This is a genomic window from Streptomyces mutabilis (assembly GCF_046628145.1).
In the GTDB taxonomy this organism is placed as follows: Bacteria; Actinomycetota; Actinomycetes; order Streptomycetales; family Streptomycetaceae; genus Streptomyces; species Streptomyces mutabilis.
Genome location: NZ_CP176874.1, coordinates 7415079 through 7438350, shown reverse-complemented (window position 1 = coordinate 7438350; position 23272 = coordinate 7415079). Strand labels below are relative to the sequence as shown.

General features: G+C 73.1%; 13 protein-coding genes. 3 read left to right on the top strand and 10 right to left on the bottom strand.

Translation table 11 applies throughout. The features are described from left to right. Positions 1–17 precede the first annotated feature (17 nt). Positions 18–656: an HD domain-containing protein gene (locus ACLIN4_RS33340; protein WP_100045104.1), complete on the top strand. Its 639-nt coding sequence runs from the start codon at positions 18–20 to the stop codon at positions 654–656. Positions 657–668: 12 nt separating this feature from the next. Here ACLIN4_RS33340 and ACLIN4_RS33335 read toward each other — a convergent pair whose 3' ends face one another. Next, a complete protein-coding gene (locus tag ACLIN4_RS33335; RefSeq protein ID WP_107479535.1) occupies positions 669–1427 on the bottom strand; it encodes a PIG-L deacetylase family protein in 759 nt (252 codons plus the stop codon). Positions 1428–1834: 407 nt separating this feature from the next. On the opposite strand from ACLIN4_RS33335, the gene ACLIN4_RS33330 reads away from it, so the two are divergent. Further along, complete coding sequence (locus ACLIN4_RS33330; RefSeq protein ID WP_269956078.1) at positions 1835–2479, top strand: dihydrofolate reductase family protein; 645 nt, start codon at positions 1835–1837, stop codon at positions 2477–2479. Positions 2480–2522: 43 nt separating this feature from the next. Here ACLIN4_RS33330 and ACLIN4_RS33325 read toward each other — a convergent pair whose 3' ends face one another. The 4 genes from ACLIN4_RS33325 to ACLIN4_RS33310 all read right to left on the bottom strand — a co-directional run bounded on the left by ACLIN4_RS33325 (position 2523) and on the right by ACLIN4_RS33310 (position 6140). After that, the gene (locus tag ACLIN4_RS33325; RefSeq protein ID WP_107479529.1) at positions 2523–3251 is read right to left on the bottom strand and encodes a DinB family protein; all 729 of its coding nucleotides are present in this window, start codon (positions 3249–3251) and stop codon (positions 2523–2525) included. Positions 3252–3311: 60 nt separating this feature from the next. Continuing rightward, entirely contained in the window at positions 3312–4205 is an 894-nt protein-coding gene (locus ACLIN4_RS33320; protein ID WP_107479528.1) for an aminoglycoside phosphotransferase family protein, read from the bottom strand. A gap of 138 nt (positions 4206–4343) precedes the next feature. Continuing rightward, positions 4344–5921: an amidohydrolase gene (locus ACLIN4_RS33315; RefSeq protein WP_107479527.1), complete on the bottom strand. Its 1578-nt coding sequence runs from the start codon at positions 5919–5921 to the stop codon at positions 4344–4346. A gap of 6 nt (positions 5922–5927) precedes the next feature. Continuing rightward, positions 5928–6140 (bottom strand): MbtH family protein, encoded by a 213-nt coding sequence (locus tag ACLIN4_RS33310; protein WP_107479526.1) that lies wholly within the window; start codon positions 6138–6140, stop codon positions 5928–5930. A gap of 88 nt (positions 6141–6228) precedes the next feature. On the opposite strand from ACLIN4_RS33310, the gene ACLIN4_RS33305 reads away from it, so the two are divergent. Then, a complete protein-coding gene (locus ACLIN4_RS33305; protein ID WP_411576510.1) occupies positions 6229–7344 on the top strand; it encodes an alpha/beta hydrolase-fold protein in 1116 nt (371 codons plus the stop codon). 86 nt (positions 7345–7430) lie between these two features. On the opposite strand, the gene ACLIN4_RS33300 is transcribed toward ACLIN4_RS33305, so the two are convergent. The 5 genes from ACLIN4_RS33300 to ACLIN4_RS33280 form a co-directional block, all read right to left on the bottom strand. Beyond that, positions 7431–7508: a 50S ribosomal protein bL37 gene (locus tag ACLIN4_RS33300; RefSeq protein WP_370443954.1), complete on the bottom strand. Its 78-nt coding sequence runs from the start codon at positions 7506–7508 to the stop codon at positions 7431–7433. Between the two features lie 142 nt (positions 7509–7650). After that, the gene (locus tag ACLIN4_RS33295) at positions 7651–9351 is read right to left on the bottom strand and encodes an ABC transporter ATP-binding protein (RefSeq protein ID WP_107478731.1); all 1701 of its coding nucleotides are present in this window, start codon (positions 9349–9351) and stop codon (positions 7651–7653) included. After that, entirely contained in the window at positions 9338–20347 is an 11010-nt protein-coding gene (locus ACLIN4_RS33290; protein ID WP_411576509.1) for a non-ribosomal peptide synthetase, read from the bottom strand. The genes ACLIN4_RS33295 and ACLIN4_RS33290 overlap by 14 nt, the downstream gene beginning before the upstream one ends. Positions 20348–20408: 61 nt before the next feature. Continuing rightward, complete coding sequence (locus tag ACLIN4_RS33285; protein WP_289912814.1) at positions 20409–22205, bottom strand: ABC transporter ATP-binding protein; 1797 nt, start codon at positions 22203–22205, stop codon at positions 20409–20411. Further along, positions 22202–23266 carry an iron-siderophore ABC transporter substrate-binding protein gene (locus ACLIN4_RS33280; protein ID WP_107478732.1) on the bottom strand — a complete coding sequence of 355 codons (1065 nt, stop codon included), beginning with the start codon at positions 23264–23266 and terminating at the stop codon, positions 22202–22204. Before ACLIN4_RS33280 ends, ACLIN4_RS33285 begins: the two co-directional genes overlap by 4 nt. Positions 23267–23272 lie beyond the last annotated feature (6 nt).

Below are 23272 nucleotides of genomic sequence, written 5' to 3'. Positions count from 1 at the left end.
CCCCCAGGAGAGCAGCCATGGCCGAGAAGATCGCCGGCATCGAGATCCCCGACAGCGAGCTGGCCCGGGAGGCGACCGACCTCATCCGGGACACCACCCCGCCGCTGATCTTCCACCACTCGCGGCGGGTGTACCTCTTCGGCAGCCTCCAGGCCGCCGCGCTGGGCATCCACCCCGACCCGGAGCTGCTCTACGTCGCCGCGCTCTTCCACGACACGGGCCTGGTGCCGCCCTACCGCGGCGACGACCAGCGCTTCGAGATGGACGGTGCCGACCAGGCCCGCGCCTTCCTCCTCGACCACGGCGTCTCCGAGGCCGGTGCGGACACCGTGTGGACGGCCGTCGCCCTCCACACCACCCCCGAAGTGCCGTACCGGATGGCCCCTGAGATCGCGGCTACCACCGCGGGCGTCGAGACGGACGTACTCGGGCTGAACCTGGCCAACCTCACCCGGGCGCAGCTCGACGAGGTCACCGCCGCGCACCCCCGGCCGGACTTCAAGAAGCAGATCCTGCGAGCGTTCACCGAGGGCTTCAGGCACCGCCCCGACACCACGTTCGGCACGGTGAACGCGGATGTGCTGGAGCACTTCGTCCCCGGATTCCGGCGCACGGACTTCGTCGACGTGATCGAGAACTCCGCCTGGCCGGAGTGACCGTGCCCGCCGTCAGGTCGTCAGGTCCCTCTGGGGCGGGGCCGCGCCGACCAGGTCTCGGCGGATGAACCACTCGGTGGCGAACAACCGCTCGCGCGCCTCCGGCGTGAGTTCGGCGATCACTCCCGGCAGGGCTCCCCGTTCCACCTCGGAGCGGTGTGCCAGGACCGCGGCGATCTTCCGGTCCAGCCAGGGCCGGACGTCGACGGTCGCGGTGACGTGTTCGTCCGGCACGCTGAACCGCGCCTTGCGCGCCCCGATCACTTCGCTCAGCGCCGCCACGGCCGAATGCGGATGCGTGGCGAGGTAGAGGGCTCGGGGCTGCCAAGGTGCACCGCTGTCCGGGTCGAACCGCTCGAGTCCGGCCGCCCGGGCCGCGAGTACGGCCACCCGATGGGTGTGCACGTGGTCCGGGTGCCCGGTCAGCCCGCCGTACGCGTCGTGGGTGACGATGATCTCCGGACGGAAGTCCCTGATCCGCGCCACCAGTTTCCGCACCGCCTCGTCGAGCGGCGCGTCGCAGAACCTCGGCATGCCCGGGGCGGAGCCCGGGACTCGCGCGTCGGCGTAGCCGAGCATCCGCGGCGCGCCGGCGCCGAGCGTCCGCAGGGCCTGGGCCAGCTCCACCGCCCGCGGGCTGTCCTCGGCCCAGGTCGCGGTGACGACGGCGGTGCGAGCGCCCGCGTCCGCGTGCCGGGCGAGCACCCCGCCCGCCGACAACGACTCGTCGTCCGGATGGGCGAAGACGGCGAGCAGGCTCGGTACGGACACGGCCATGGACGGGCACCTTCCGGGTCGGACGGGAACAGATCGTACGCGCCGGGCCGTTCCCCTGCGGAGGCCCCGCCGGGTGCGCGTCGGCGCCGCCCGCCGGGACGGCCGGGTGAGCTGTCCGCTCTCGACCGGCTCCTGGACGCCGAGGGCCGGCAGCGCATGCTGTGCCGCGTGCGTCCCACACCGTACGCACCGGGCGCACCATGGAGGCGCACGCCCCGCCTGACCGCGTCCGCCGGGGACGGTGACGCGGGCAGCGCTCCGGTGCGGGCCTGCTCGCGGGCCCGCCGGGCCCGTGGCCGCCGGTCGGACGAGTCGACAGTTCCGCACCGGAGGGCGAGGATGTGAGGCATCGGTGCGCCCGTCCACGAGTCCCGCCACTCGCCCGCGCGGAGGAGAGAGCCATGACCGAACGACCGGGCAGGGTGGTCAGCGACATCACGGTCTCGGTCGACGGCTGCTCGGCCGGGCTCGGCCAGACCGAGGAGCGTCCCTTCGGCGACGACGGCGGCGACGGCTCGGGCGCCGGACTGCACGCCTGGATGTTCGACACCCCCGACGAGAACCGGGCGGAGATCGAGCGGTTGGCCGCCGCGAAGGCGTTCATCATGGGCCGCAACATGTTCGGCCCGGTGCGCGGCGAGTGGGACCGGCCGTGGAACGGCTGGTGGGGCGAGGAGCCGCCGTTCCACGCGCCGGTGTTCGTGCTCACCCACCACCCGCGCGAGCCTCAGCCGATGGCCGGCGGCACCACGTTCCACTTCGTCACCGACGGAATCGCGTCGGCGCTGGCGCAGGCACGCGCGGCGGCCGGTGACGGCGACGTCCAGATCCAGGGCGGTGCCACCACCGTGAACCAGTATCTCGCCGCCGGTCTGATCGAAGAGCTACGGCTGCACATCGCGCCGGTCACGCTCGGCGCGGGGACGCGACTGTTCGAGGGCGTCCCGCCGTTGCGGCTGGAGCAGGTGGCATCGCGGTCGGCGAGTCTGGTGACGCACGTGACCTATCGCGTCCTGGGCTTCGCTCCGGGGGCCGTGCCGAGCTGACCGGCCGGGGCGGCGCCCGCTGCCGCCCCGGCCTCCACGGGTGCTACGCGGTCTGTCCGGGCGTGGTGAAGCGGGCCCGCCACAGGTCCCGCAGCAGCGAGACCTCGGCCAGGTGGTGGATGAGCTCGAGGTTGGCGCCGGCCAGTACCGCGATGAACGGATCGTCGGGGTCGGAGCCGTACGGGTACTGCGAGAAGCCGACCGTGTCGAGCTGCTCGTCGGTGACGGCGGCGACGCTGTCGCGCCAGCGCTCGGTCAGCGCCCAGAACCGTTCCAGCGCCAGGGCGGCGGAGGGGGTGAAGTCGACCAGCAGCCGCGGTTCGTGCCGTCGTTCACCGAAGGTCCACTCCCATCGGCCCGCCAGGTCGGAGTGCAGGTGTCCCAGGCGCCAGGCGATGGTGGTGACCGGCGTTTCGTCGGGTTCGGGCGTACCGGTGTGGGCGAGGACCTGCCGCACCCGCTCGACGCTCACGCTCCAGTCCTCGGCGATCTTGTCGACGCTCATGCCGTCGGCGGCCTGCCGGGCGACCTCGGCGTACTCGCTCGCCGGGATGTCCGGGGCGCCCTTGTCGAGCACCCACTCGCCCGGACCGTACGCCCTGGGCGTCGTCGCCTCGCCGCGTCGCCGCAGGGACCAGCAGTTCGCCACCGGTTCCCACAGGTACTCCTCGTCACCGAGCCCCTCCAGCCGCACCCGGGCCATCTCGCAGGCCTGGTCGAACTGGTCGAGCAGCAGCCCCAGTCGGTCGGTCCGCAGTCCCTCGGTCTCCATGCCCTCCGGCTCCCCTCACAGTCGTGTCCTGCGGCTTCCACCGCGATGTTCATCGGTCCGTCAGCCCAGCAGGGCCTGTGTGATCTGCCTGGTCGTCTGGGCGGCGACCCTCGGTTCGTCGGCGGCGTAGGCCGTGTAGGCGTTCAGACCGGTCGCCAGGGCCCAGCCGCGGCCCCGGGTCCAGGTGGCGTCGTCGACACCGAGCGCCGCGCGGAAGGCGGCTCGGGGCGCGGCCGACATCAGGGTGAAGGCGATGGTCAGGTCGCGGGCGGGGTCGCCGAGGCCGAGTTCGCCGAAGTCGATGACCGCGTGGAGGCGGCCGTCGGTCGTCAGCAGGTTGCCCGTGTGGAAGTCGCCGTGGAACCAGACCGGAGGGCGGTCCCAGTCGGGGGCGCTCAGCGCCGCGTTCCACAGTTCGGTCATGGCGACGGCGTCGAACACGCCGTCGACCTCGGCGATGGCGGCGCGGGTCGCCCGGTCCCGGGCGGCCAGCGGCAGGCCGGTGAGGTCCTGCCGGGCGCCGAGGGACGAGGTCTCCCCGGGCGCGAACCCCTGAAGTGCGCTGAGGAATCCGGCCAGTTCGACGGCGGCCTCGGACGAGTCGCCCAGCGCGTGGACCGTGGCCGCTTCCCCGTCCAGCCAGCGGGTGACGGCCCAGGCCCACGGATAGCCGAAGCCGGGTTCCCCGACCGCCACGGGGACCGGGACCGCCAGGGGCAGGTGCGGGGCGAGCCGGGGCAGCCACTCGAAGTCCTTCCGGGCCTGCCCGAGGGCACCGGAGTGGCGGGGCAGCCGGACGGCGAGGTCCTCGCCCAGCCGGTGGATCACATGGTCCGAGCCCGCCGGTTCGAAGCGTTCCAGCGGCAGCTCCGCCCACTGCGGGAACTGACTGTCCACCAGGCGCCGCACCAGCGAGGTGTCGATCGGGGGACGGTCCGGGGCGCCACCGGTCACCAAGGATGTCTCCTGAAGTCGGCCCACTGCATGCGGCGGGCGGCCAGGGACATGGAACTGCGTGGCTCGCTCCCGTGTCGACCGGTTTTCTCCAGCGGTTCGGCTCTGCCGCGCCGAGGGGGCCGCGCACCGGTGGGATCAGGCGGCCGGCCGGCCGGTCGCGTGACCGTCCACGTACGTCTGCACCACTTCGATGTCCCCGATGCGCGCGGTGTCGACGCGTCGGGGGTCGTCGCCGAGCACGACCAGGTCGGCGCGCTTGCCCGGGGTGAGGCTGCCCAGGTCGTCCTCCCAGTGGCAGGCGCGGGCGCCGGCGACGGTGTAGGCGTGCAGGGCCTCGTCGACGGTGATCCCCTCGCCGGGGCCGATCGTCCGGCCGGACGCGGAGGTGCGCTCGACCATGAACTGGACAGCGCGCAGCGGCGACCCGTCCGTGACGGGGCGGTCCGAGCTGCCCACCAGGGGGACGCCGTGGTCCAGGAACGCTCTGCCGCGGTACAGCCAGGGGGCGCGCTCCTCGCCCATGATCGCGGCGTAGTCGTCGCCGAAGTACCGCAGGAAGTTGGGCTGTACGACCGCGGTGACGCCGAGCCTCGCGAAGCGCGGGAGCTGGTCGGGGCGGATCAGGCCGGCGTGCTCGATGCGGTGCCGGGCGTCGGGGCGCGGCCGCAGGCGCTGGGCCCGTTCCAGGGCGTCCAGAGCCACGTCGGCGGCGCGGTCGCCGATCGCGTGGACGGCGAGCTGCCAGCCGGCGAGGTGCCCGTCCACGATCGTGCCGGCGAGCACGTCGGGGTCGTCCTGCAACTGGCCCGCGTGGTCCAGGCCTTCGTAGGGAGCGGTGAGTGCGGCGGTCCGGGCCATCATGCCGCCGTCGGTGAAGATCTTCAGTGCGCCGACGGACAGCCGGTCGTCACCGAAGCCGGTGCGCAGGCCGAGGTCGAGCGCCCGGGGGATGCCGTCTCTCTCGTGGGCGGCCACCGGGTGCAGGGTGTCGGCGGCCACCATCAGCTGCACCCGCAGCGGCAGCAGCCCCTTGTCGCGGGCGAGTTGGTAGGCGCCCAGCTCGACGGGGCTGTGGCCCAGGAGGGAGCCGCCGACGCCCGCCTCGGCGCAGGCGGTGACCCCCTCGGCCAGGCAGGTGCGCGCGGCCCGCCCGATCGCCTCGGCCAACTCCTCCTGGGCGTACGGCAGGCGCAGCGCGCGGGCGGCGCCCATGGCGCCCTCGGCGAGGAAGCCGTTCTCGTGCGGTACGCCGGCGGGGAGGAGGTCCAGGACGGCGGAGTTGACGACGCAGCCGTGCCCGGAGTCGTGCATCACGTACAGCTTGTGCCCGTGGCTGACCTCGTCGAGTTCGGCGGCGGTCAGGTGGCGGCCCAGGGCCCGCTGGTCGTAACCGGCGATGCTCACCCAGGTGCCGGGCGAGCCCCTGCGGGTGACGGCCTCCTCCACGCGGGCCAGCACGTCGTCGACCCGAGTGCACCCCGCGATGCTCGGGGTGTTCTGCTTGAAACCGGTCCAGGCCAGATGCACGTGGGCGTCGACGAAACCCGGCAGGACTGTGGCGCCCTGGAGGTCGGTCACCTCGCGGGCGGGCAGGGAGGTCACGGCCTCGTCGAGCCCGACGATCCGGCCCCGCCAGATGCCCAGGTCGTGGGCGACGGGGTGGTCGGGGTCCATGGTGAGGAAACGGGCGTTCGTGAGCCGGGTGCAGAGCATCGGGCGTCAGGCGTCCATGGAGCGGGCGAGGGAACGGGGGCGCATGTCCGTCCAGTTGGCCTCGACGAACGCGAGGCAGGCGTCGCGCGAGTCCTCGCCGAAGACCCTCGTCCACCCCCCGGGCACCTGGGCGAAGGACGGCCAGAGCGAGTGCTGGCCCTCGTCGTTGACGAGGACGAGGAAACGGCCGTCGGCGTCGTCGAAGGGGTTCGTGCTCATGCGCGGGGCCTCCCGATGCATTAGGTTAGGCTCGCCTAATCGAGATCGAGCTTAGCTTTCCCGCTTTCCGCTCCACAAGGAGACGTTGATGAGGCTGGTGGGGGAAGAGGTCTTCGCCGCGTACGGACTGCGCGGCGCACCCGGCACCGACGCCTTCTGGGCCGCCGCGCGCACGCCGGCGTCGGTGTCCGACGGCGACGGCTGGACGACGCTGTTCCTGCGGCGCGGGGCCGAAGCGGCGAGCGTCGTCTTCGAGAGCTGGTCGGAGCCGGTGCCGCTGCGCCGGTGGGGCGACACGGACTGCTGGTACGCCGAGGTGCGGATGCCCGCGCGGCTGCGCGTGACGTATCAGTTCCTCGTGGACGGCGCGGCGTACGCCGATCCCCTCAACCCGGAGGGTGCGGGCGGGGACCGGTCGATCGCGGCGACTCCTGACACGCCCGCGCAGCCGCACTGGCCGGTCGTCGGCGCCGCCGACGTGCTGCCCCTGCCCCGCACCCGGTTGCGGTGGGCCGGGGGACGGCTCGGCGGGCGGCGTACGGTGCGGGTCCACCCGGTGGGTGGCGGCGGACCCGTGGTGCTGCTCCTCGACGGGGACGACTGGCTGCACCTGCACCCGGCGATGACCGCCTTCGAATCGGCGGTCGCCGCCGGTGACATGCCGCCGGTCACCCTCGTGTTCCTGCCCGCCAAGGACCGGACGGCCGAGTTCGGGTGCCGTCCCGAGCTGTGGGAGGCGGTCCGGGACGAACTGCTGCCGCTGGTGGCGGAGTCCGGGGTGCCCGCCGACCCGGAACGGCTGGTGGTCGCGGGGCAGAGTCTGGGCGGGCTGAGCGCCCTGTACGCGGCACTGCGGTTCCCGGAGCTGGTGGCACGGGTCGCGTGCCAGTCGGCGTCGTGCTGGTGGACGCCCGGCTCGGCGGACTTCGCCGATCCACTGGGCGGTCCGGTCGGCGGTACCCTCGCCGCGCTCCTGCGGGAGCGGCCGGACCTGTCCGGGCTGCGGGTCGCGTTCGACGTGGGGGAGCACGAACGGCGGATGCTTCCCCACTGCGAGCTGGTGGAGAAGCTGACCGAGGAGGCCGGTGCGACGGTGCGGATCGGGCGCTCGCCGTCGGACCACGACCGGGCGGGCTGGCGGCAGGCACTGCTCCGGGACGTCGCCTGGGCGCTCGCCGGGCCCGGCGGCCGGTCGTCGAGGTGACCCCCTGGCGCTGAGCCCGGCGAGCGGGCCCGGGGGCGCCCCGGGGTGGGCGGCGCCGGCCACCCACCCGGTGCGGCCCGCCGTTCTCAGCTCTGCGGACGGCTGCCGTGGTTGGCGCCGTTCTTGCGGCGGGCCTTCTTCTTGCGACGTCGCTTCGAAGACATCGATACCTCCTTGTTTCTCAGGTTCCGGACGCTGTGCACCGGATTGTCACCACCGGTGATCACAGAGCCCCTTTCCCGTCGACGCGAGCGCAAACACGCGAAACGGAGGCAAACAGGTGGCACACGTCACCGTTCCCGGCGGTCACCGGGCCACGGCGAGGCAGTAGTCCTCGTCGGTGGCGAGGAGGTTGCGGTGCGTGTCCTCGGCGGTGACGACGCCGTCGTCCAGGACCAGGACCCGGTCGGCGACGTCCAGCAGTGCGGGGCTGCTGGTGATCACGACGGTGGTACGCCCTCGGCGCAGCTCGGCGACGTTGCGCGCGATGAGCTGCTCGGTGACGGCGTCGACGGCCGTCGTCGGGTCGCGCAGGACGAGGACGTCGGTGTCGGCGGCGAGGGCGCGGGCCAGGGAGAGACGCTGGCGCTGCCCACCGGACAGGTTCGCTCCCCGGTCGCGGACGGGGTGGTCGAGGCCCTCGCGGTGCAGGGCGACGACGTCGGTCAGCATGGACGCCTCGACGGCCTCCGCCAGCAGGCGGCTGGTCCCCGACGGGTCGATGTTGGTGCGGAGGGTGCCCGCGAAGATCTCCCCGTCGTACGGGTTGACCAGCAGGTGCTCGCGGACCGCGTCGACCGACAGGTCCGCGAGATCCCGGCCCCCGACCCGCACCGCACCCTCGTACGCGTCGGGCGGCACGCGCAGCGCGAGCACCGCCGCGAGGTCGGCCGCCGCACGCGGCTGGTAGGCGGCGACGGCGACGAACTCCCCGGCGGCGACCCGGAACCGCACCTTGCGCAGCGCCCCGTGGCGCACGCCGTCGACCTCCAGCCCGCAGCCCGGGGCCGGCCGCTCCGCTCCCGGGGTCGTCACCGGGGGCGCGGTCAGCACCAGCGCCATCCGTTCCGCGGACGCCCGCGCGATCATCACGTACTTCGGCATCTCGGAGAAGAGCTTCAGCGGCTCCATGATGAACTGCGCGAGCCCCACGGCCATGACGAGTTCACCGATGTTGATCCGCCCCTCGAACGCCAGCCAGCCGGCCGTGAGGGTCACGGCGGCGGCGAGGACCGCGTTGAGGGCCAGCGCGGTGCCCGCGTAGACACCGTTCACCTTCGCGACGGTGACCGCCTGGTGCTTCGCCTCCGTGCTGACCTTGCGGTAGGACCGGAACGCCGCGTGGTTGCCGCCGAAGCCGTGCAGCGGGCGCAGGCCGATGATCAGGTCGGCGACCTTGGCGCCGGCCCGCGCCACCCGGGCCTGCTGCTCGCGCGTACTGGAGCCGATCCGTCTGGACATCAAGCTCAGGACCGTCAGGATCGCGACCGTACCGGCGATCACGAGCACGCCGAGCCGCAGGTCGGCCAGTCCGAGCGCGACGGCCGCGATCAGCACCGCGACCAGGGAGCTGATCAGCAGCGGCACCACCTCGATGATGTCGGCGGTCTGGTCGGCGTCCTCGGTGGCGATGGTCAGCACCTCGCCGGACTTGAGGTCGACGTCCCGGGCCACCGGCTGGAGTCCGCACTCCGCCACCCGGACGCGCCAGCGGTGCGCCTCGGTCGTGTTGGCCTTCTGCAGGACGCGCATCCCGAACCGCCACGACAGCGACACGGTCGTGATGATCACGGCCAGGGCGGCGATGGACACGCCGAGGGAGCCGAGGCTCCGGTCCCGCATCGTGTGTTCGACGATCAGGCCGAGGGCGATGGGGAAGGCGGTCTCACCGGCCTGGTACAGGCCCATGAGGACGGTGCCCCCGGCCATGGCGCCCACATTGCGGCGCAGCGCGGTGCGCAGGATGTCGGACCCCGGGCGGGGCCGCTTCTCGTCAGCAGTTGTCATCGAGGTGGCGGGCAATCGCTTCCGGGGTTCGCAGGGTGAACAGATCGCGGATCGTGATCACTGGACCGTACTCCCGGCGGAGCAGCCCGGTCAGCCGCACCGCCAGCATGGAGTGTCCGCCGAGGGACACGAAATCGCTCACCGCGCTCACCTCGTCGTCGTCCAGGTCCAGTGCCTCGGCGAAGAACTCGCACACCACGGTCTCCGTCTCCGTCGCCGGGCCGCGCTCCCCCGCCGTCGTCAGCGCGCCCAGCGGCTTGGCCTCCGGCAGCGCCTTGGTGTCGGCCTTCCCGTTCACGGTCAGCGGGATGCCGTCGACCTGCGCGTAGTGCGTCGGGCGCAGGAAGTCCGGCAGCCCGGCGCCCACTTCGGCCGCGACCGCCGCCAGGTCGGCGCCGTCCAGCACGAGATAGGCGGCCAGCCGGTACGCGCCGTCGACCTGCGGATCGGGCTGGGCGACCGCGGCGACGAACCGCACCGCCGGGTGCGCCGCGAACACGGCCTCGACCTCCCCGAGTTCGACCCGGTGCCCCCGGATCTTGACCTGCTGGTCGGTGCGGCCCAGGTACATCAGGTTGCCGTCGGACCGCCGGACCACCAGGTCCCCGGTGCGGTACATGCGCTCGCCCGGCGCGCCGAAGGGGCACGCGACGAAGCGGTGCGCGGTCTGCGCCGGCTGCCCGAGGTAGCCGCGCGCGATGCCGACGCCCGACACGTACAGCTCGCCGGGGACCCCGTCGGGCAGGGGCCGCAGCCACGGGTCGAGGACGTACACGTCGGTGTTGTCGATCGCGACGCCGACCACCGGGTCCTGGCACTCGAAGGTGCCGACGCCGAGGGTGTTGATGGTGTACTCGGTGGGCCCGTACAGGTTGTAGCCGACCGTCCCCTCCGTGTCGGCGAGCCGCTGCCACAGGGCGGGGGTGACGGCCTCCCCGCCGAGCAGCACCAGCGCGGGCCTGCGGGCCGGGTCGTCGAGCAGGCCCTCGGCGACCAGTTGCTGCGCGTAGGTCGGGGTCACGTTGACGACGTCGATGCCGTGCTCCAGACAGTAGGCGACCAGGCGGGGCGCGTCACGGCGCAGTTCCTCGTCGCAGATGTGCACCTCGTGGCCGTCGGCGAGCCACAGCAGTTCCTCCCACGACATGTCGAACGCGAACGACACCGTGTGCGCGATCCGGAATACCCGGTGGCCGTGCTCGGCGAGCACCGGAGCGAAGATGCGTCGCTGGTGGTTGACCAGCATGTTGGTCAGTCCGGCGTACTCGGTCACCACGCCCTTGGGCTTCCCGGTCGACCCGGAGGTGTAGATCGTGTACGCGGGGTGCCGCAGCCGGTCGGGGTCGTCGGGGTCGAACGTGGTGAACGGTTCGGCCTCGGGCAGCGGACGGTCCAGTTCGATCAGGTCGCCGGTCAGCCGGGACGACACGGAACTCACCGTGATGATCACCTCCGGGCGGGCGTCCGCGACGATCGCGGCGATCCGCTCGTCGGGATGGTCCAGCTCCAGGGGCACGTAAGCGGCGCCGACGCGCAGTACGGCGAAGAGCGCCACGATGGAGTCGAGGGAGCGCGGGAGGGCGAGGCCCACGGTCGTCTCGGGTCCGATGCCGCGCCGGGCGAGCACCCCGGCCACGGCCCGGCTGCGGTCCCTGAGTTCGGCGAAGGTCATCGCCGAACCGTGCGCCACGAGCGCCACCCGCCCCGGATCGCGGTCCGCGGCCAGGTCGAACCGGTCGACGACGGTGTCCGTGCCGACGTCCGTGCGGGCGGTGGACGTGGGCTCGGGCCCCACCCCCGGCAGCGCGCCGACCGGTCCCGTCGACCGTGCCAGGTCGTCGAGCACGCGCAGGTAGTCGTCGAGGAGGCGGCGGGCGTGCGCGGTGTCGTGGTCGCGGTACTCCAGCTTGACGGTGAGCCGGTCGCCGGGGGTGACGACCCAGGTGAACGGGTAGTGCGTGGAGTCGTCGGCCTGTACCGAGGTGATGCCGTGCCTGGCGTTCATCTCGGCGAAGGCGTCCAGGTCGAGGAAGTTCTGGAGCACGAACAGGTTGTCGAAGAGCGTGTCGTGCCCACTGGCCCGCTGGATCTCGCCGAGCCCCAGGTGCTCGTGCTCCATCGCCTCGACCCGGGCCGCCTGCACGGCCGTCAAGTACGCGCGGACCGTGTCGCCCGGCCGTGGCCGTGTCCACATCGGCACGGTGTTCAGCAGGACGCCGACGATGCCGGACAGTCCCTCGCCCTCGCGGCCGGAGACGGTCACGCCGAACACGGCGTCGTCCCGGCCGGTGTGTGCGCCGAGCAGCAGGCCGAACGCGCCGGTCAGCACCGAGTTCAGCGTGACGCCGTGGGTCCGCGCGGCGGCCCGCAGCCGGTCGGACCGTTCGGCGGACAGCGTGTGCACGAGGGCTCGTGGCAGGTCGTCCGGGAGGGCGGGCGCCGGTCCGGCGAGCAGCGTCGGACCGGGCAGTCCGGACAGGTGCCGAGCCCAGAAGCGTTCCGCTGCGGCGGAGTCCTCGGCGGCGAGTCGCCGGGCGTGGTCCTCGAAACTCGGAGTGGCCGGGACGGGGGTCGGCGGTTGTCCGTCGAGTACGGCCCGGTAGGCGTCGAACAGGTCCCGCAGCACGATCTCGCGGGACCAGCCGTCCCACAGCAGCAGGTGGTAGCTGAGCAGCAGGCCGTCGCGGTCGTCGGGCAGGCGCACCACGGTGAGCCGGATCAGTGGCGGCTCACCCGGATCGAATCCGGCCTCCCGGTCCCGCGCCCGCAGGGCCTCGGCCTCGGCGTCCGTCGCCGCCTCGACCGTACGGACGGCGACTTTCCGGTCCGCCACCAGCACTTGGACCGGGTTTCCCTCCTCGTCGGTGGTGAATCCGGCGCCCACGACGGGGTGCCGGGCGATCACGTGGGCCATCGCGTCGGCCAGCGCGCCGGGGTCGAGGCGCCGGTCGAAGGTGAACCAGCTCTGCGCGACGTAGTGCCCGGCGGGCCCCGTCAACTGGGCCTGGAAGAACAGGCCGCGCTGGAGCGGGGTGACCGGTGCCGTGCGCTCGGCCGTCGCGGCGGCGTCCGCGAGGCGTTCCAGCGCCCGGTGCCAGTGCTCGGTGATCTCGTCGGGGATGCCCTCGGCGAGGGTGAAGGCGGCGTGCAGGCTGCCGGTGGCGTCGTCGGTCCAGGCGTTGACCTCGACGGCGTACGGGCTGCCCTGGTCGCCGGTGGTGAGGTGCGGTGCCCGGGACTCGGCGCTCCTGCCGAGGTAGTTGAACAGCACCTGGGGGCGTGCGGTCAGCAGTGGCGCCGTCTGCGGGTCGAGGTACCTGAGCCGGCCGTAGGCGACGTGCGCGTCGTCGTCGGGGCGGCGTGCGTCGGCCTCCTTGGCGGCGGCCACGGGATCGGTGTGCGCGGTGAGCCGCACGGGCGCGACGGCGGTGAACCAGCCGACGGTGCGGGTGTAGTCGTGGTGCGGGAGGGCGGGGACCCGGCCGTGCCGCTCCAGGTCGATCGCGAGGTCGGTGGGCTCGGGCTGGACTCGGGTGAGCGCGACGCGCAGGGCGCCGCAGAGCAGTTCGGTGATGCCGACGCCGAGGGCGGCCGGCGCGGTCCTCGTCAGGCGTTCGCTCGGGCCGGGCGGGAGGACGGCCGTGGTGTCGCGCCGGGGGCCGCCGGTGGGGAGCGGCGCGGGTGCCCGGAGGGTGGTGATCCAGTGGTCCAGGTCGCCGGCCTCGTGGGTGGGCCGGGAGGCGAGTGCTTCGGCGAATTCGGTGTAGGAGGTGGTGGGCGGTGCCAGGGGTGCGCCGCGCATCGCGGTGGTCAGGTCGTCCAGCAGGATCAGCCAGGAGACCGAGTCGACGGCGAGGTGGTGGACGGTGACCACCAGGGTCCGGCTCGCCTCCAGCCAGGAGAAAGCGACGACGCGCCCGGTCTCGGGGTCGAGCCGTCCGGCGGCGCGGTTCGCGGCGGTCGTGGCGTCGGTGTCCGTCCGGTCGACGGTGATCTCACGGGCGGGTTCGGTGCGCAGGGACCACACCCCGTGGTCGACGCGCAGCCGCAGCCGCAGGGCCGGGTGGGCGGCGACGACGGCGCACGCGGCCCGCTCGGCGTCGGCGAACCCGGTGCCCTCGGGCGCGGGCACCGCCCTGGCCTGGGCGAACCGGGCGAGCGAGCCGCCCAGTTCCCGCTGGCGCAGGATGATCGGCGTGGGCGGGAGCGGGCCGTCCTCGTGGCGGACGGGCGCGGCCTCCGTGGTCCGCCGTCCGCCGGTTCCCTCCGCCGCCAGGTGTTCGGCGATCGCGCGCGGGGTCCTGAACAGGAACACGTCCCTCGGCGCGACCGGCAGGCCGAGGGCCCGGGCGCGGTTGATCACGGTGATGGCGACGATGCTGTCGCCTCCGGCGCGGAAGAAGTCGGTGTCGGCGTTGACGGGCGCGCCGGGCAGGGTGGCGGTGAAGATCTCCACCAGGGTGGCGAGCGCGGCACCGCCTGGGACGACCGCGGGGCCGCGGACGGCGTCCTCGGCGTGGTCCCGGGCCGCGCGCTCGGTGAGTGCCTTGCGGTCCAGTTTGCCGTTGACCGTCAGCGGCAGGGCGTCCAGGGGCAGAACCCGGCTCGGCACCATGTACGCGGGCAGCTTCGCCGACAGGGTCTCGGTGAGGTTTCCGGGCGCCCGGCCCACCACGTGGGCGACCAGGTGGTCGCCGGCGTCCGCGACGGTGACGGCCACGTCGAGCACGCCGTCGAGTTCCCTGATCGCGGACTCCACCTCGCCGAGTTCGATGCGGAATCCCTTGAGCTGCACCTGATCGTCGGCGCGGCCGGTGAACTCCAGCTCGCCGTCGAGCGTCCGGCGGGCGAGGTCGCCGGTGTGGTACATGCGCGTGCCGTCGCCCGTGAACGGGTTCGCCACGAACCGGCCGGCGGTGAGCCCCGGCCGCCCCAGGTAGCCGAGCGACACCTGGTCACCGGCGACGTAGATGGCGCCCTCCTCCCCCGGCGGGACCGGGCGCAGCCGGTCGTCCAGCAGGTAGGTGACCAGGCCGGGCAGCGGGCCGCCGATGGGGCTGACGCCGTCGCCGGTGGCGAAGTCGGCGTCGGTCAGCACCCGGTGGGTGACGTGGACGGTCGTCTCGGTGATGCCGTACATGTTGACCAGCTCGGGCGAGCCGGTGCCGTGCCGGGCGGCCCAGCCCCGCAGCCGCCCGAGGTCCAGTGCCTCGCCGCCGAAGATGACGCGGCGCAGTGCGGGCAGCGGCTCGCCGGCCTGCCGGTCGGCCTCCATGAACCGGTAGAACGCCGACGGCGTCTGGTTGAGCACGGTCACTCCATGCTCGCGGACCAGCCGGTGGAAGTCGACCGGGGAACGGGTCAGCCCGTACTCCGGCACCAGCAGGCGACCGCCGTGCGCCAGCGCGCCCCACAGCTCCCAGACCGCGAAGTCGAAGGAGAAGGAGTGGAACTGGACCCAGACGTCGTCGGGGCCGAAGGCCATGTCGTCCTGGGTGTTGGCGAGCAGCGTCACCACACTGGAGTGCGGGACGACGACACCCTTGGGCCTGCCCGTCGAGCCGGAGGTGTAGATCACGTACGCGGGATCGTGCCAGTCGGGATCGGCGCCCGGGTCATTCTCGGCGGCCCGCCGCCGCTCGGGCTCCCGCCGCCGCTCGGGCTCCCGCCCTTCGCTCTCCTGTCCCTCGGCCTCCTGCCCTTCGGTCTCCTGTCCCTCGGCCTCCTGCCGCTCGTCGCCCTGCACGAGAACGCGCGCGGCCACGCCCGCCCGGGACAGCAGCCGGGTGAAGCGGTCGCGTTGCCCCGCGTCCACCAGGACGACCTGCGGGCCGGCGTCGGCGAGGATGTACGCCAGCCGGTCGTCGGGGTACGCCAGGTCCAGTGGCACGTACGCGCCGCCCGCGCTGACGATCGCGACGAGGGCGACGACCTGTTCCACGGAGCGTGGGACGGCGACGGCGACCCGTCGGCCCGGTCCGGTTCCGGCGGCGCGCAGGGCGGAGGCCAACGCGTCCTTCGCGGCGGCGAGTTCACCGTAGGTGAGGGACCGGGTGGTGCCGTCGAGACCGCACTGGGTGACGGCGACGGCGGCCGGGGCGCGGTCCGCGGCGGCGTCGAACAGCCCGGCCAGGGTGGTCGGGGCCACCGGTGCCGGGCGCCGGGTTCCCTCGGACGCCACGTCGTCGACGAGGGCGTCCGGCCGGCTGAGCAAGCCCGTGAGGGTCCGGACGAAGGTGTGCAGGATGTGCCGGGCGCTCGACTCGCGCAGCAGCTCGCCGTCGTGGATCAGGTTGAAGCGGGGACGCCCGTCGGACGTGCGTTCCACCACCAGGGTCAGCGGGTAGTGGGGAGCGCCCTCGTTCTCGATGCGGGTGATCGCCAGCGTGTGGTCCGGCGCCCGGAGACCCTCGACGTCGGCCGCGACGTCGAAGACCACCAAGGTGTCGAACAGGGTGCCGGTGCCGGCCGCCCGGGTGAGGGCGGACAACGAGACGTGCTGGTGCGGCAGCACCGCGCTCTGGTGTTCCCTCACCGAGGCGAGCAGGTCCCGCGCGGTGGTGGCGGCGGACCACCGGGCGCGCAGGGGAACGGTGTTGATGAACAGGCCCACCATGTCCTCGACGCCGGGCACGTCGGCGTCGCGTCCGGACACCGTGGACCCGAACACCACGTCCGTGCGGCGCAGGATGCCGCCCAGCGTCACCGCCCAGGCGCTGTGCACGGCCACGCTCAACGGCACGCCGGCCGACCGGACGGCCATGTCGATGTCGTCCGCGGGCTCCACCGCGGTGTCCGCGAACCGGTCGGACGGCGAGTGCCCCTGGGCGACGAGGGAAGGGCCGGCGAGTCCGTCGAGCTGTTCGCGCCACACCCGGTCGCTGAGCTCGTCGTCGCGTCGGGCGAGCCGGCGCGCGTGGTCGGGGAAGCCGCCGAGCGGGTGCACCGTCCCCGGCGCGTGGTACTCGGCGAGCAGGGTGCGCAGCATCGGCATCACCGACCAGCCGTCGGCGACGATGTGGTGCACGGTCTGCACCAGCACGTCGCCGTCGGGGCCCCCGCGGACGAGCGTGTACCGCATCAGCGGGCCGGTGGCCAGGTCGAAACCGGCACGGCGGTCGCGCTCGGCGAGGTCGCGGATCTCGTCGGCGGTGATGCCGGGGCGGTCGAGAGTGGTGAAGGGCGCCTCGGCACCGTTGTCCAGTACGGAGACCACCCGGCCGTCGGCGAGGGGCACGAACCGGGCGGCCAGGTTCGGGTGGAGCGTGAGCAGGCGGGTGGCCGCCGCCGCGAGCCGGCCCGCGTCCACCTCGCCCTCCAGGGTGAGCAGTTGCTGCTCGACGTAGCTGCCCGTCGAGGCGTCGTCGTAGACGGAGTGGAAGTAGAGGCCTTCCTGGAGCGGGGTGAGCGGCAGGATGTCCCGCAGGGCGGGGCCGTCCAGGGCGTCGACGTCGGCCTGCGTGAGCACCAGCGGGGCGAAGTCGCTGGGCGAGTGGCCGCCGTGTTCGAGGGCGGCGAGCCCGGTCAGGGCCTGGAGGTAGTAGGCGCCCAGGGACTCGATGTCCTCCTCGGTGAACATCCCCTCGGGCCAGGACAGGGTGGTGGCCAGTCGGTAACCGCCACTCGGGTCGGGTTCGGCGATCGCGTTGAACTCCAGGGGGCGCGGCAGGCGCATCCTCGGGTCTCGCCGTTCCCCCAGCTGCCCGGTCGTGTCGGAGAGTTGCCAGTTCCCGGGCGCGCCCGCCTCGAAGCGGCCCAGGTAGTTGAAGAGCACTTGGGGTGCGGGGGCGTCGAACTCGCTGTCGGCCAGGTAGCGCAGGGCTCCGTAGGAGACGCCGTTGTCCGGCACTCGGGCGAGGTCTTCCTTGACCGCCTTGAGCGCGGCGGCCAGGTACTCGGGGGCGGTGGGGTCGGTGGCGGGTCCGGGGTCCACGGTCACCGGGAACAGGGTGGTGAACCAGCCGACGGTCCTCGACAGTTCGGGTTCGAAGCCGGCGGTCGGCGCCACGAAATGCGGCTCGCGTCCGTGGCCTTCGAGTTCGATGTACGCGAAGGTCTGGTCCTGTCCGAGGTCGCGCCGCCGGCGGGCGAGGGCGACGGCGAGCGCGGTCAGCAGGACGTCGTTGACGCCCGCGTGGAACTTCGCGGGCGTCTGCCCCAGCAGGGCGGCCGTGACCTCGGGTCCCACCGAGACGGTCCGGACCCGCTCCCGGGCGACGGTGTCCGACTCGTTCGGCGTTCGCCTGGCGAGCGGCTCGTCCGGACCCGGCAGGGCACGTCGGAAGCAGGCGCTGTCCGCGTCGAACGCCGCACGTTCCAGCAGCTGCGTCCAGCGCCGGAACGACGTGCCGGTCGGCGGCAGTTCGACCGGTGCTCCCGAGGCGCACTGGCGCCAGCCGGTGGCCAGGTCCTCCATCAGGATCCGCCAGGAGACCCCGTCGGCCACGACATGGTGGGCTACCAGGACGAGCTGGCGGGCCTCGCGCCGCCAGACGGCGCTCAGCATGGTGCCGTGGTCGGGGTCCAGCTCGTCGGTGGCGAGGGCGACGCACTCCTCCAGCGGCCGGTCGCTCTCCCGCCACCGTGGCGCGGAGCCGTCCGCCTCCGGGATGTCGAAGCTCCAGCGGTCGCCGCGCACCAGCCAGGCGCGCAGCATGGCGTGCCGCGCGACCAGGGCGGCGAGGAGTTCGTCGAGGGCGGCGGCGGTCAGCTCCGCCGGGGTGTTGAGGACCACCGACTGCACGAAGCCGTCGATCTCGTCCGTGGTCTCGCCGAGCCACTGCACGATGGGGGAACCCACCACGGTGCCGGTCGGCACGTCGCGGTGGTCCACGAACGCGGTGTCCTCACGGCTCGCCACCGCGGCGAGCGCCCCCAGGGTGCTGTGGGTGAGGATCTGCCGTGCCGTGACGTGGAGCCCCGCCCCGCGCAGGGCACCGAGCAGCGAGATCGCGAGGATGCTGTCGCCGCCGAGCTGGAAGAAGTCCTGGTCGACGCCGACACGGTCCAGTTGCAGCAGTGCCGCGACCGCCTCGCACACCGCGCGTTCCTTCTCCGAGGCGGGCGGGACGACCGAGGCCGTCGTGGGTTCGGGGTCGGGCAGCGCGTTCCGGTCGACCTTGCCGTTCGCGGTGAGCGGGAACTCCTCCAGTACGACGATGTGGGCGGGCACCATGTACTCCACCATGTGTTCGCCGGCCCACGCCTTGACGTCGGCGGCCCGCAGCCCGTCGTGCCCGGCGGCCGGGATCACGTAGCCGACGAGGTAGGTGCCGCCCGCCGTGTTCTTCCTGGCGACGACGCAGGTGTGCCGGACACCTGGATGCTCGGCGAGGCCGATCTCGACGTCCTCGATCTCCAGCCGCATCCCGCGGATCTTTATCTGGTTGTCGGCCCGGCCGAGGAAGTCCAGTGAGCCGTCGGGGGTGAAGCGGGCGAGGTCCCCGGTGCGGTAGAGGCGGGAGCCGTCGTCGGCGAAGGGGTTCGCCACGAACCGGGACGCCGTCAGGCCCGGCGCGTTCACGTAGCCGCGGCCCAGCAGGAAACCGCCGACGTACAGTTCGCCGCCGACGCCGACCGGGACGGGGCGCAGTTCGTCGTCCAGCACGTACAGCTGGGTGTTGGGGTTGGCCCGGCCGATCGACGTCGACAGGCGTTCGGCCGCGCCGCGGTAGACGACGTGCGAGACGCCGATCGTCGTCTCGGCGGGCCCGTAGCCGTGGTACATGGGGATGTCGAGCCGGGTGCGGAACCGTTCGTACAGCTCCGGGGTCAGCACCTCGCCGCCGCACCAGACGTGCCGCAGGCTGTCGAGGCGCCCGGAGTCGCCCGCGATCTCCAGCAGCACGTCCAGCATGGACGACACGAGGTAGGTGAAGGTGACGCGTTGCTCGGCGATGACGTCCAGCAGGTGGTGCGGGTCGCGCTCGCCGCCGGGCCGCAGGACGATCAGCCGGCCGCCGCAGACCAGCGGCAGGAAGACCTCGTTGACGGAGATGTCGAAGGACAGCGGCGCCTTGAACAGCGACGCGTCGTCGGGGCCGAAGCCCAGGATCTCGTGGACCTGCCACAGCAGGCGCTCGCTGATCGCCTCGTGCCGGATCATGGCGCCCTTGGGGCGTCCGGTCGAGCCGGAAGTGAAGATCACGTAGGCCAGGGCGTCGCCGGGGACGGTGACCTCCGGGGCCTCCTCGGGGAGGGAACCGTGACCCCAGTGGGCGAGGTCCACGGCCACCGCCTCGGGTTCGCCGGCGGCGTGCTCTCCCGAGGCGTTGAGCTGTACGGCGACGCGGGCGTCCTCGATGACGACGGACCGGCGGGCGGCCGGCCAGTGCGGATCGAGCGGCACGAACGCGCAGCCCGCCTGGAGCGCTCCGAGCAGTCCGACGACCATGTCCGCGGAGCGTTCGAGGGAGATGCCGACCACTTGCTCCGCGGTGAGCCCGCGTTCCAGGAGTCGGTGGGCCAACTGGGCGGAGCGCCGGGCCGTCTCCCGGTAGGTCAGTGTCCGCCGCTCGTCGACGACGGCGACGGCGTCCGGCCTGAGCCGCGCCTGCTCGCGGAACATCTCCACCAGGGTCGGGCGTACGCGGTCGGCTCCGGTGTCGTTCCAGCGGGCCAGCTCCTCCCGCCGCGCCGCCGCACCGGCCGGTGCGATGGTGCCGACGGGACGGTCCGGGAAGTCGGCGAGGTCGTCCAGGGCGAGGCGCGCGTCGTCGAGCGCGACGCCGTCCGGAAGCGGGACGCTCCGGCCGTCGGCTCCGACGTCCCGACCGCCGCCCGGGGAGCCGCCGTTGTCGACCCAGCGGAGTACGTCGGGAAAGAGGGTGCCGGGTGTGAGGTCGATGCCGTCGGGGCTGCGGCCGGTCGCCCAGTACGACAGTCCGACGGCGCAGGCCTCGGCGATGGTGCGGTCGGGGAAGTGGCCGGTGCGGCGGCGGATGCCGGCCAGTTGCTCGGGAGTAAGCGGTATGTGACGAGCGCTCGGTTCCATCATCGAAGACTCAACGCCCCTTCCAAGGAATGAAGGCAGGCTAACCTAACTTAGGAAGACCTAACTAGGCCGCCTGGCTGCCCTCCCGCCAGGCCCGCCACAGCCGTGCGTACCGCCCGCCCAGGGCGACCAGTTCCTCGTGCGTGCCTTCCTCCACGACCCGTCCCGCGTCCAGCACGGCGATCCGGTCGGCCGCCATCGCCTGGGTCAGCCGGTGTGCGACGAAGAGGGTGGTGCGGCCCGCGCAGGCGGCCAGCACGGCTCGTTCCAGCTCGGCGGCGCCCTCGCTGCCCGCCTCCGCCGTCGATTCGTCCAGCACCACCACCGGCGACCGGCTCAGCACCAGCCGGGCCAGGGCGATCTGGGCGACCTTGGTGACGTCGAGGCGTTCGCCGCCCTCGCCGACCACGGTGCGCAGCCCCTCGGGCAGGTCGTCGACCCACGCGTCGGCGCCCACGGTGCGCAGGGCGGCCGTGAGTTCCGCGTCGGTCGCCTCCGGCGCGGCCAGCCGCAGGTCGTCGGCGAGCGGACCGGAGAACACGTGCGTCTCCTGGGTCAGGATGCTCACCAGGGCACGCGCCCCGGCCTCGTCGAGCGAGGCCAGGTCGGTCGTCCCGACCCGCACCGACCCCGTCTCGGGAGTCCCGATGCCCGCGATCAGCGCGGCCAGCGTGGTCTTGCCCGCGCCCGTCGCCCCGACCAGGGCGAGGGAGCCGCCGGCCGGGATGGTCAGGGAGACGTCCCGCAGGACGGGTTCCTCGGTGCCGGGGTAGCGGAACGTCAGCCCCTTCACCGTCACCGGGTGCGGCCCGGTGTCCGCCGCGGTGACCGACGTGTCGCCCACCAGCCGGTCCGCCGCCTCCTCCCCCAGCACGCCGACCAGTCGGGTCAGGCTCGCGCCCGACTTCTGCGCCTCGTCGAAGGTGAACATGATGGCGCCCAGCGGGGTGAAGAGCCGGTGGAACAGCAGCGGGGCCGCCGACACCTCGCCCAGGGTCGCGGCATCTGCCTCCAGCAGGGCGTAGCCCACCACGATGATCAGGGACAGACCGATGAACTCGGCGCGGTTCTCCCGGCCGACGAACCGGCCGAAGAAGCGGAACACCTCGATACCGAGGTCGCGCACCCGCCACGACTCACGGGTGACCTGCTCGCGGAACGCCTCCTCGAGCCGGTACGCGCGGACCGTGTCGATGCCGTTGAGCCCGCTGATCAGGGCCTGCGCGCGGTCGGCCTGCGCCCTGCGCTGCTTGCGGTAGAGCGGCGCGGACCTGGGCAGGTACCAGCGCAGGGCCAGCGCGTACGCGGGCAGCGCGCCGGCGCCCGCGAGACCGAGCCGCCAGTCCAGCCCGAACATGCCGGCCGTGGCGATGGCGACGAGGACTCCCGCCGAGAACACCGTGGGGACGGCGGTGCGGATGCCCTTGGAGATGACGGCCACGTCGTCGCCGACCCGGGACAGCACGTCGCCCCGGCCGACCTGCTCGATCCGTGCGCTGGGCATGCCCAGCACCGCCCGCACGGCGCCTTCCCGCAGCCGGGCGAGCAGGTCGGCGCCGAGCCGTCCGATCAGGTACGTCGACGCCGCGGTGGCCGCCGCGCCGAGCAGCGCGGCGGCCACCAGCAAGGCCCCGATCGTGACCAGGACGGACTGCGACTCGCCCTCGACCACGGCGTCCACCACCCGGCCGAGCAGCAGCACCGGGAGCACCTGGAGCGCCGCCCCCGCCACCGTGGTGAGCACGGTGGCGGTCGTCAGCCACGGCGCCTCGCGGCAGTGCGTCCCGACCCATCGGGCGGCCTCGCGTCCGGTCGCCGTACGGAGGATCGCCGGGGCGACGCGTGTGTCGGTGCGGCTCACCCCTGCCCGGCCGCCTTGACGAGTTCGTCGATGGCGTACGGCATCGACAGCAGGGTGCCCTGGGAGATGGCCGCGCCGACCGCCGGGCCCTCGCTGTCCAGCAGGTACGACACCTTGCCGTTCTTCACCGCGTCCAGGTTGGCGAACAGCTCGAACTCCTTCAACGCGTCCTGGTCCGCCTGGTCGTTGATGACGAAGACGCGGTCGACGTCGACCAGGTCGACCCGCTCCGGGGAGAGCGTCGTGTAGAAGTCGCCGCCCGCCACCTTGTCGATCTCCGTCTGGTACTTGAACCCGAGCCCCGTCACGAGGCGTCCGCGCACGTCGGTGGAGGTGAAGGGCGCCACCGACTTCTCGTACCAGGACAGCACCACCGCGGTCCGGTCCGCGAACTCGGGGTGCTCCTTCTTGGCGGTGTCGAGCTTGGCCTGGATGTCGGCCACCATCTTCTCGCCCTCCTCGGCCTTGCCGAGTGCCTTGGCGATGTGGAGCGCGTTGTCCTGCCAGGGCGCGCTGAAGGGCTCCTTCTCGGTCTTGGTGCGGGCGACCGTCGGGGCGATCTTGGACAGCTTGTCGTAGCCGGCCTGGTCGATCTCGGAGTAGACCGCGACGATCAGGTCGGGGCGCAGGGCGGCGATCTTCTCGTAGTTGGGGCCGTCGTCGCCGTTCTTCATGACGACCTCGGGCTCGGTGTCGCCCCACTTGTCCTTCACCCAGGGCCACTGGGTGTTGATGTCGGGGCTCTGACCCGCCGGGTTCGGGTACTGGTCGACCATGCCGACCGGCTTGATGCCGAAGGCCAGGACGGTCTGGTCGTCCGTGTAGCCGACGGAGACGACCCTCTTGGGAGCCTCGGTGACCTTCGTGGTGCCGAACGCGTGCTCCACGGTGACCGGGAAGGTGCCGCCGGCGCCGGCGGGGGCGTCGCCGCCCGCCTTGTCCGCCGGGTCGTCGGAGTCGGAACCGCATCCTGCGAGGAGGCCGACGCCGAGAGCGGCGGCCGACAGTGCCGCCGCCAGTCGTCGCCAGGGCCTCATACGCGTCGTTCTCTGGAAGAGCATCCGGGG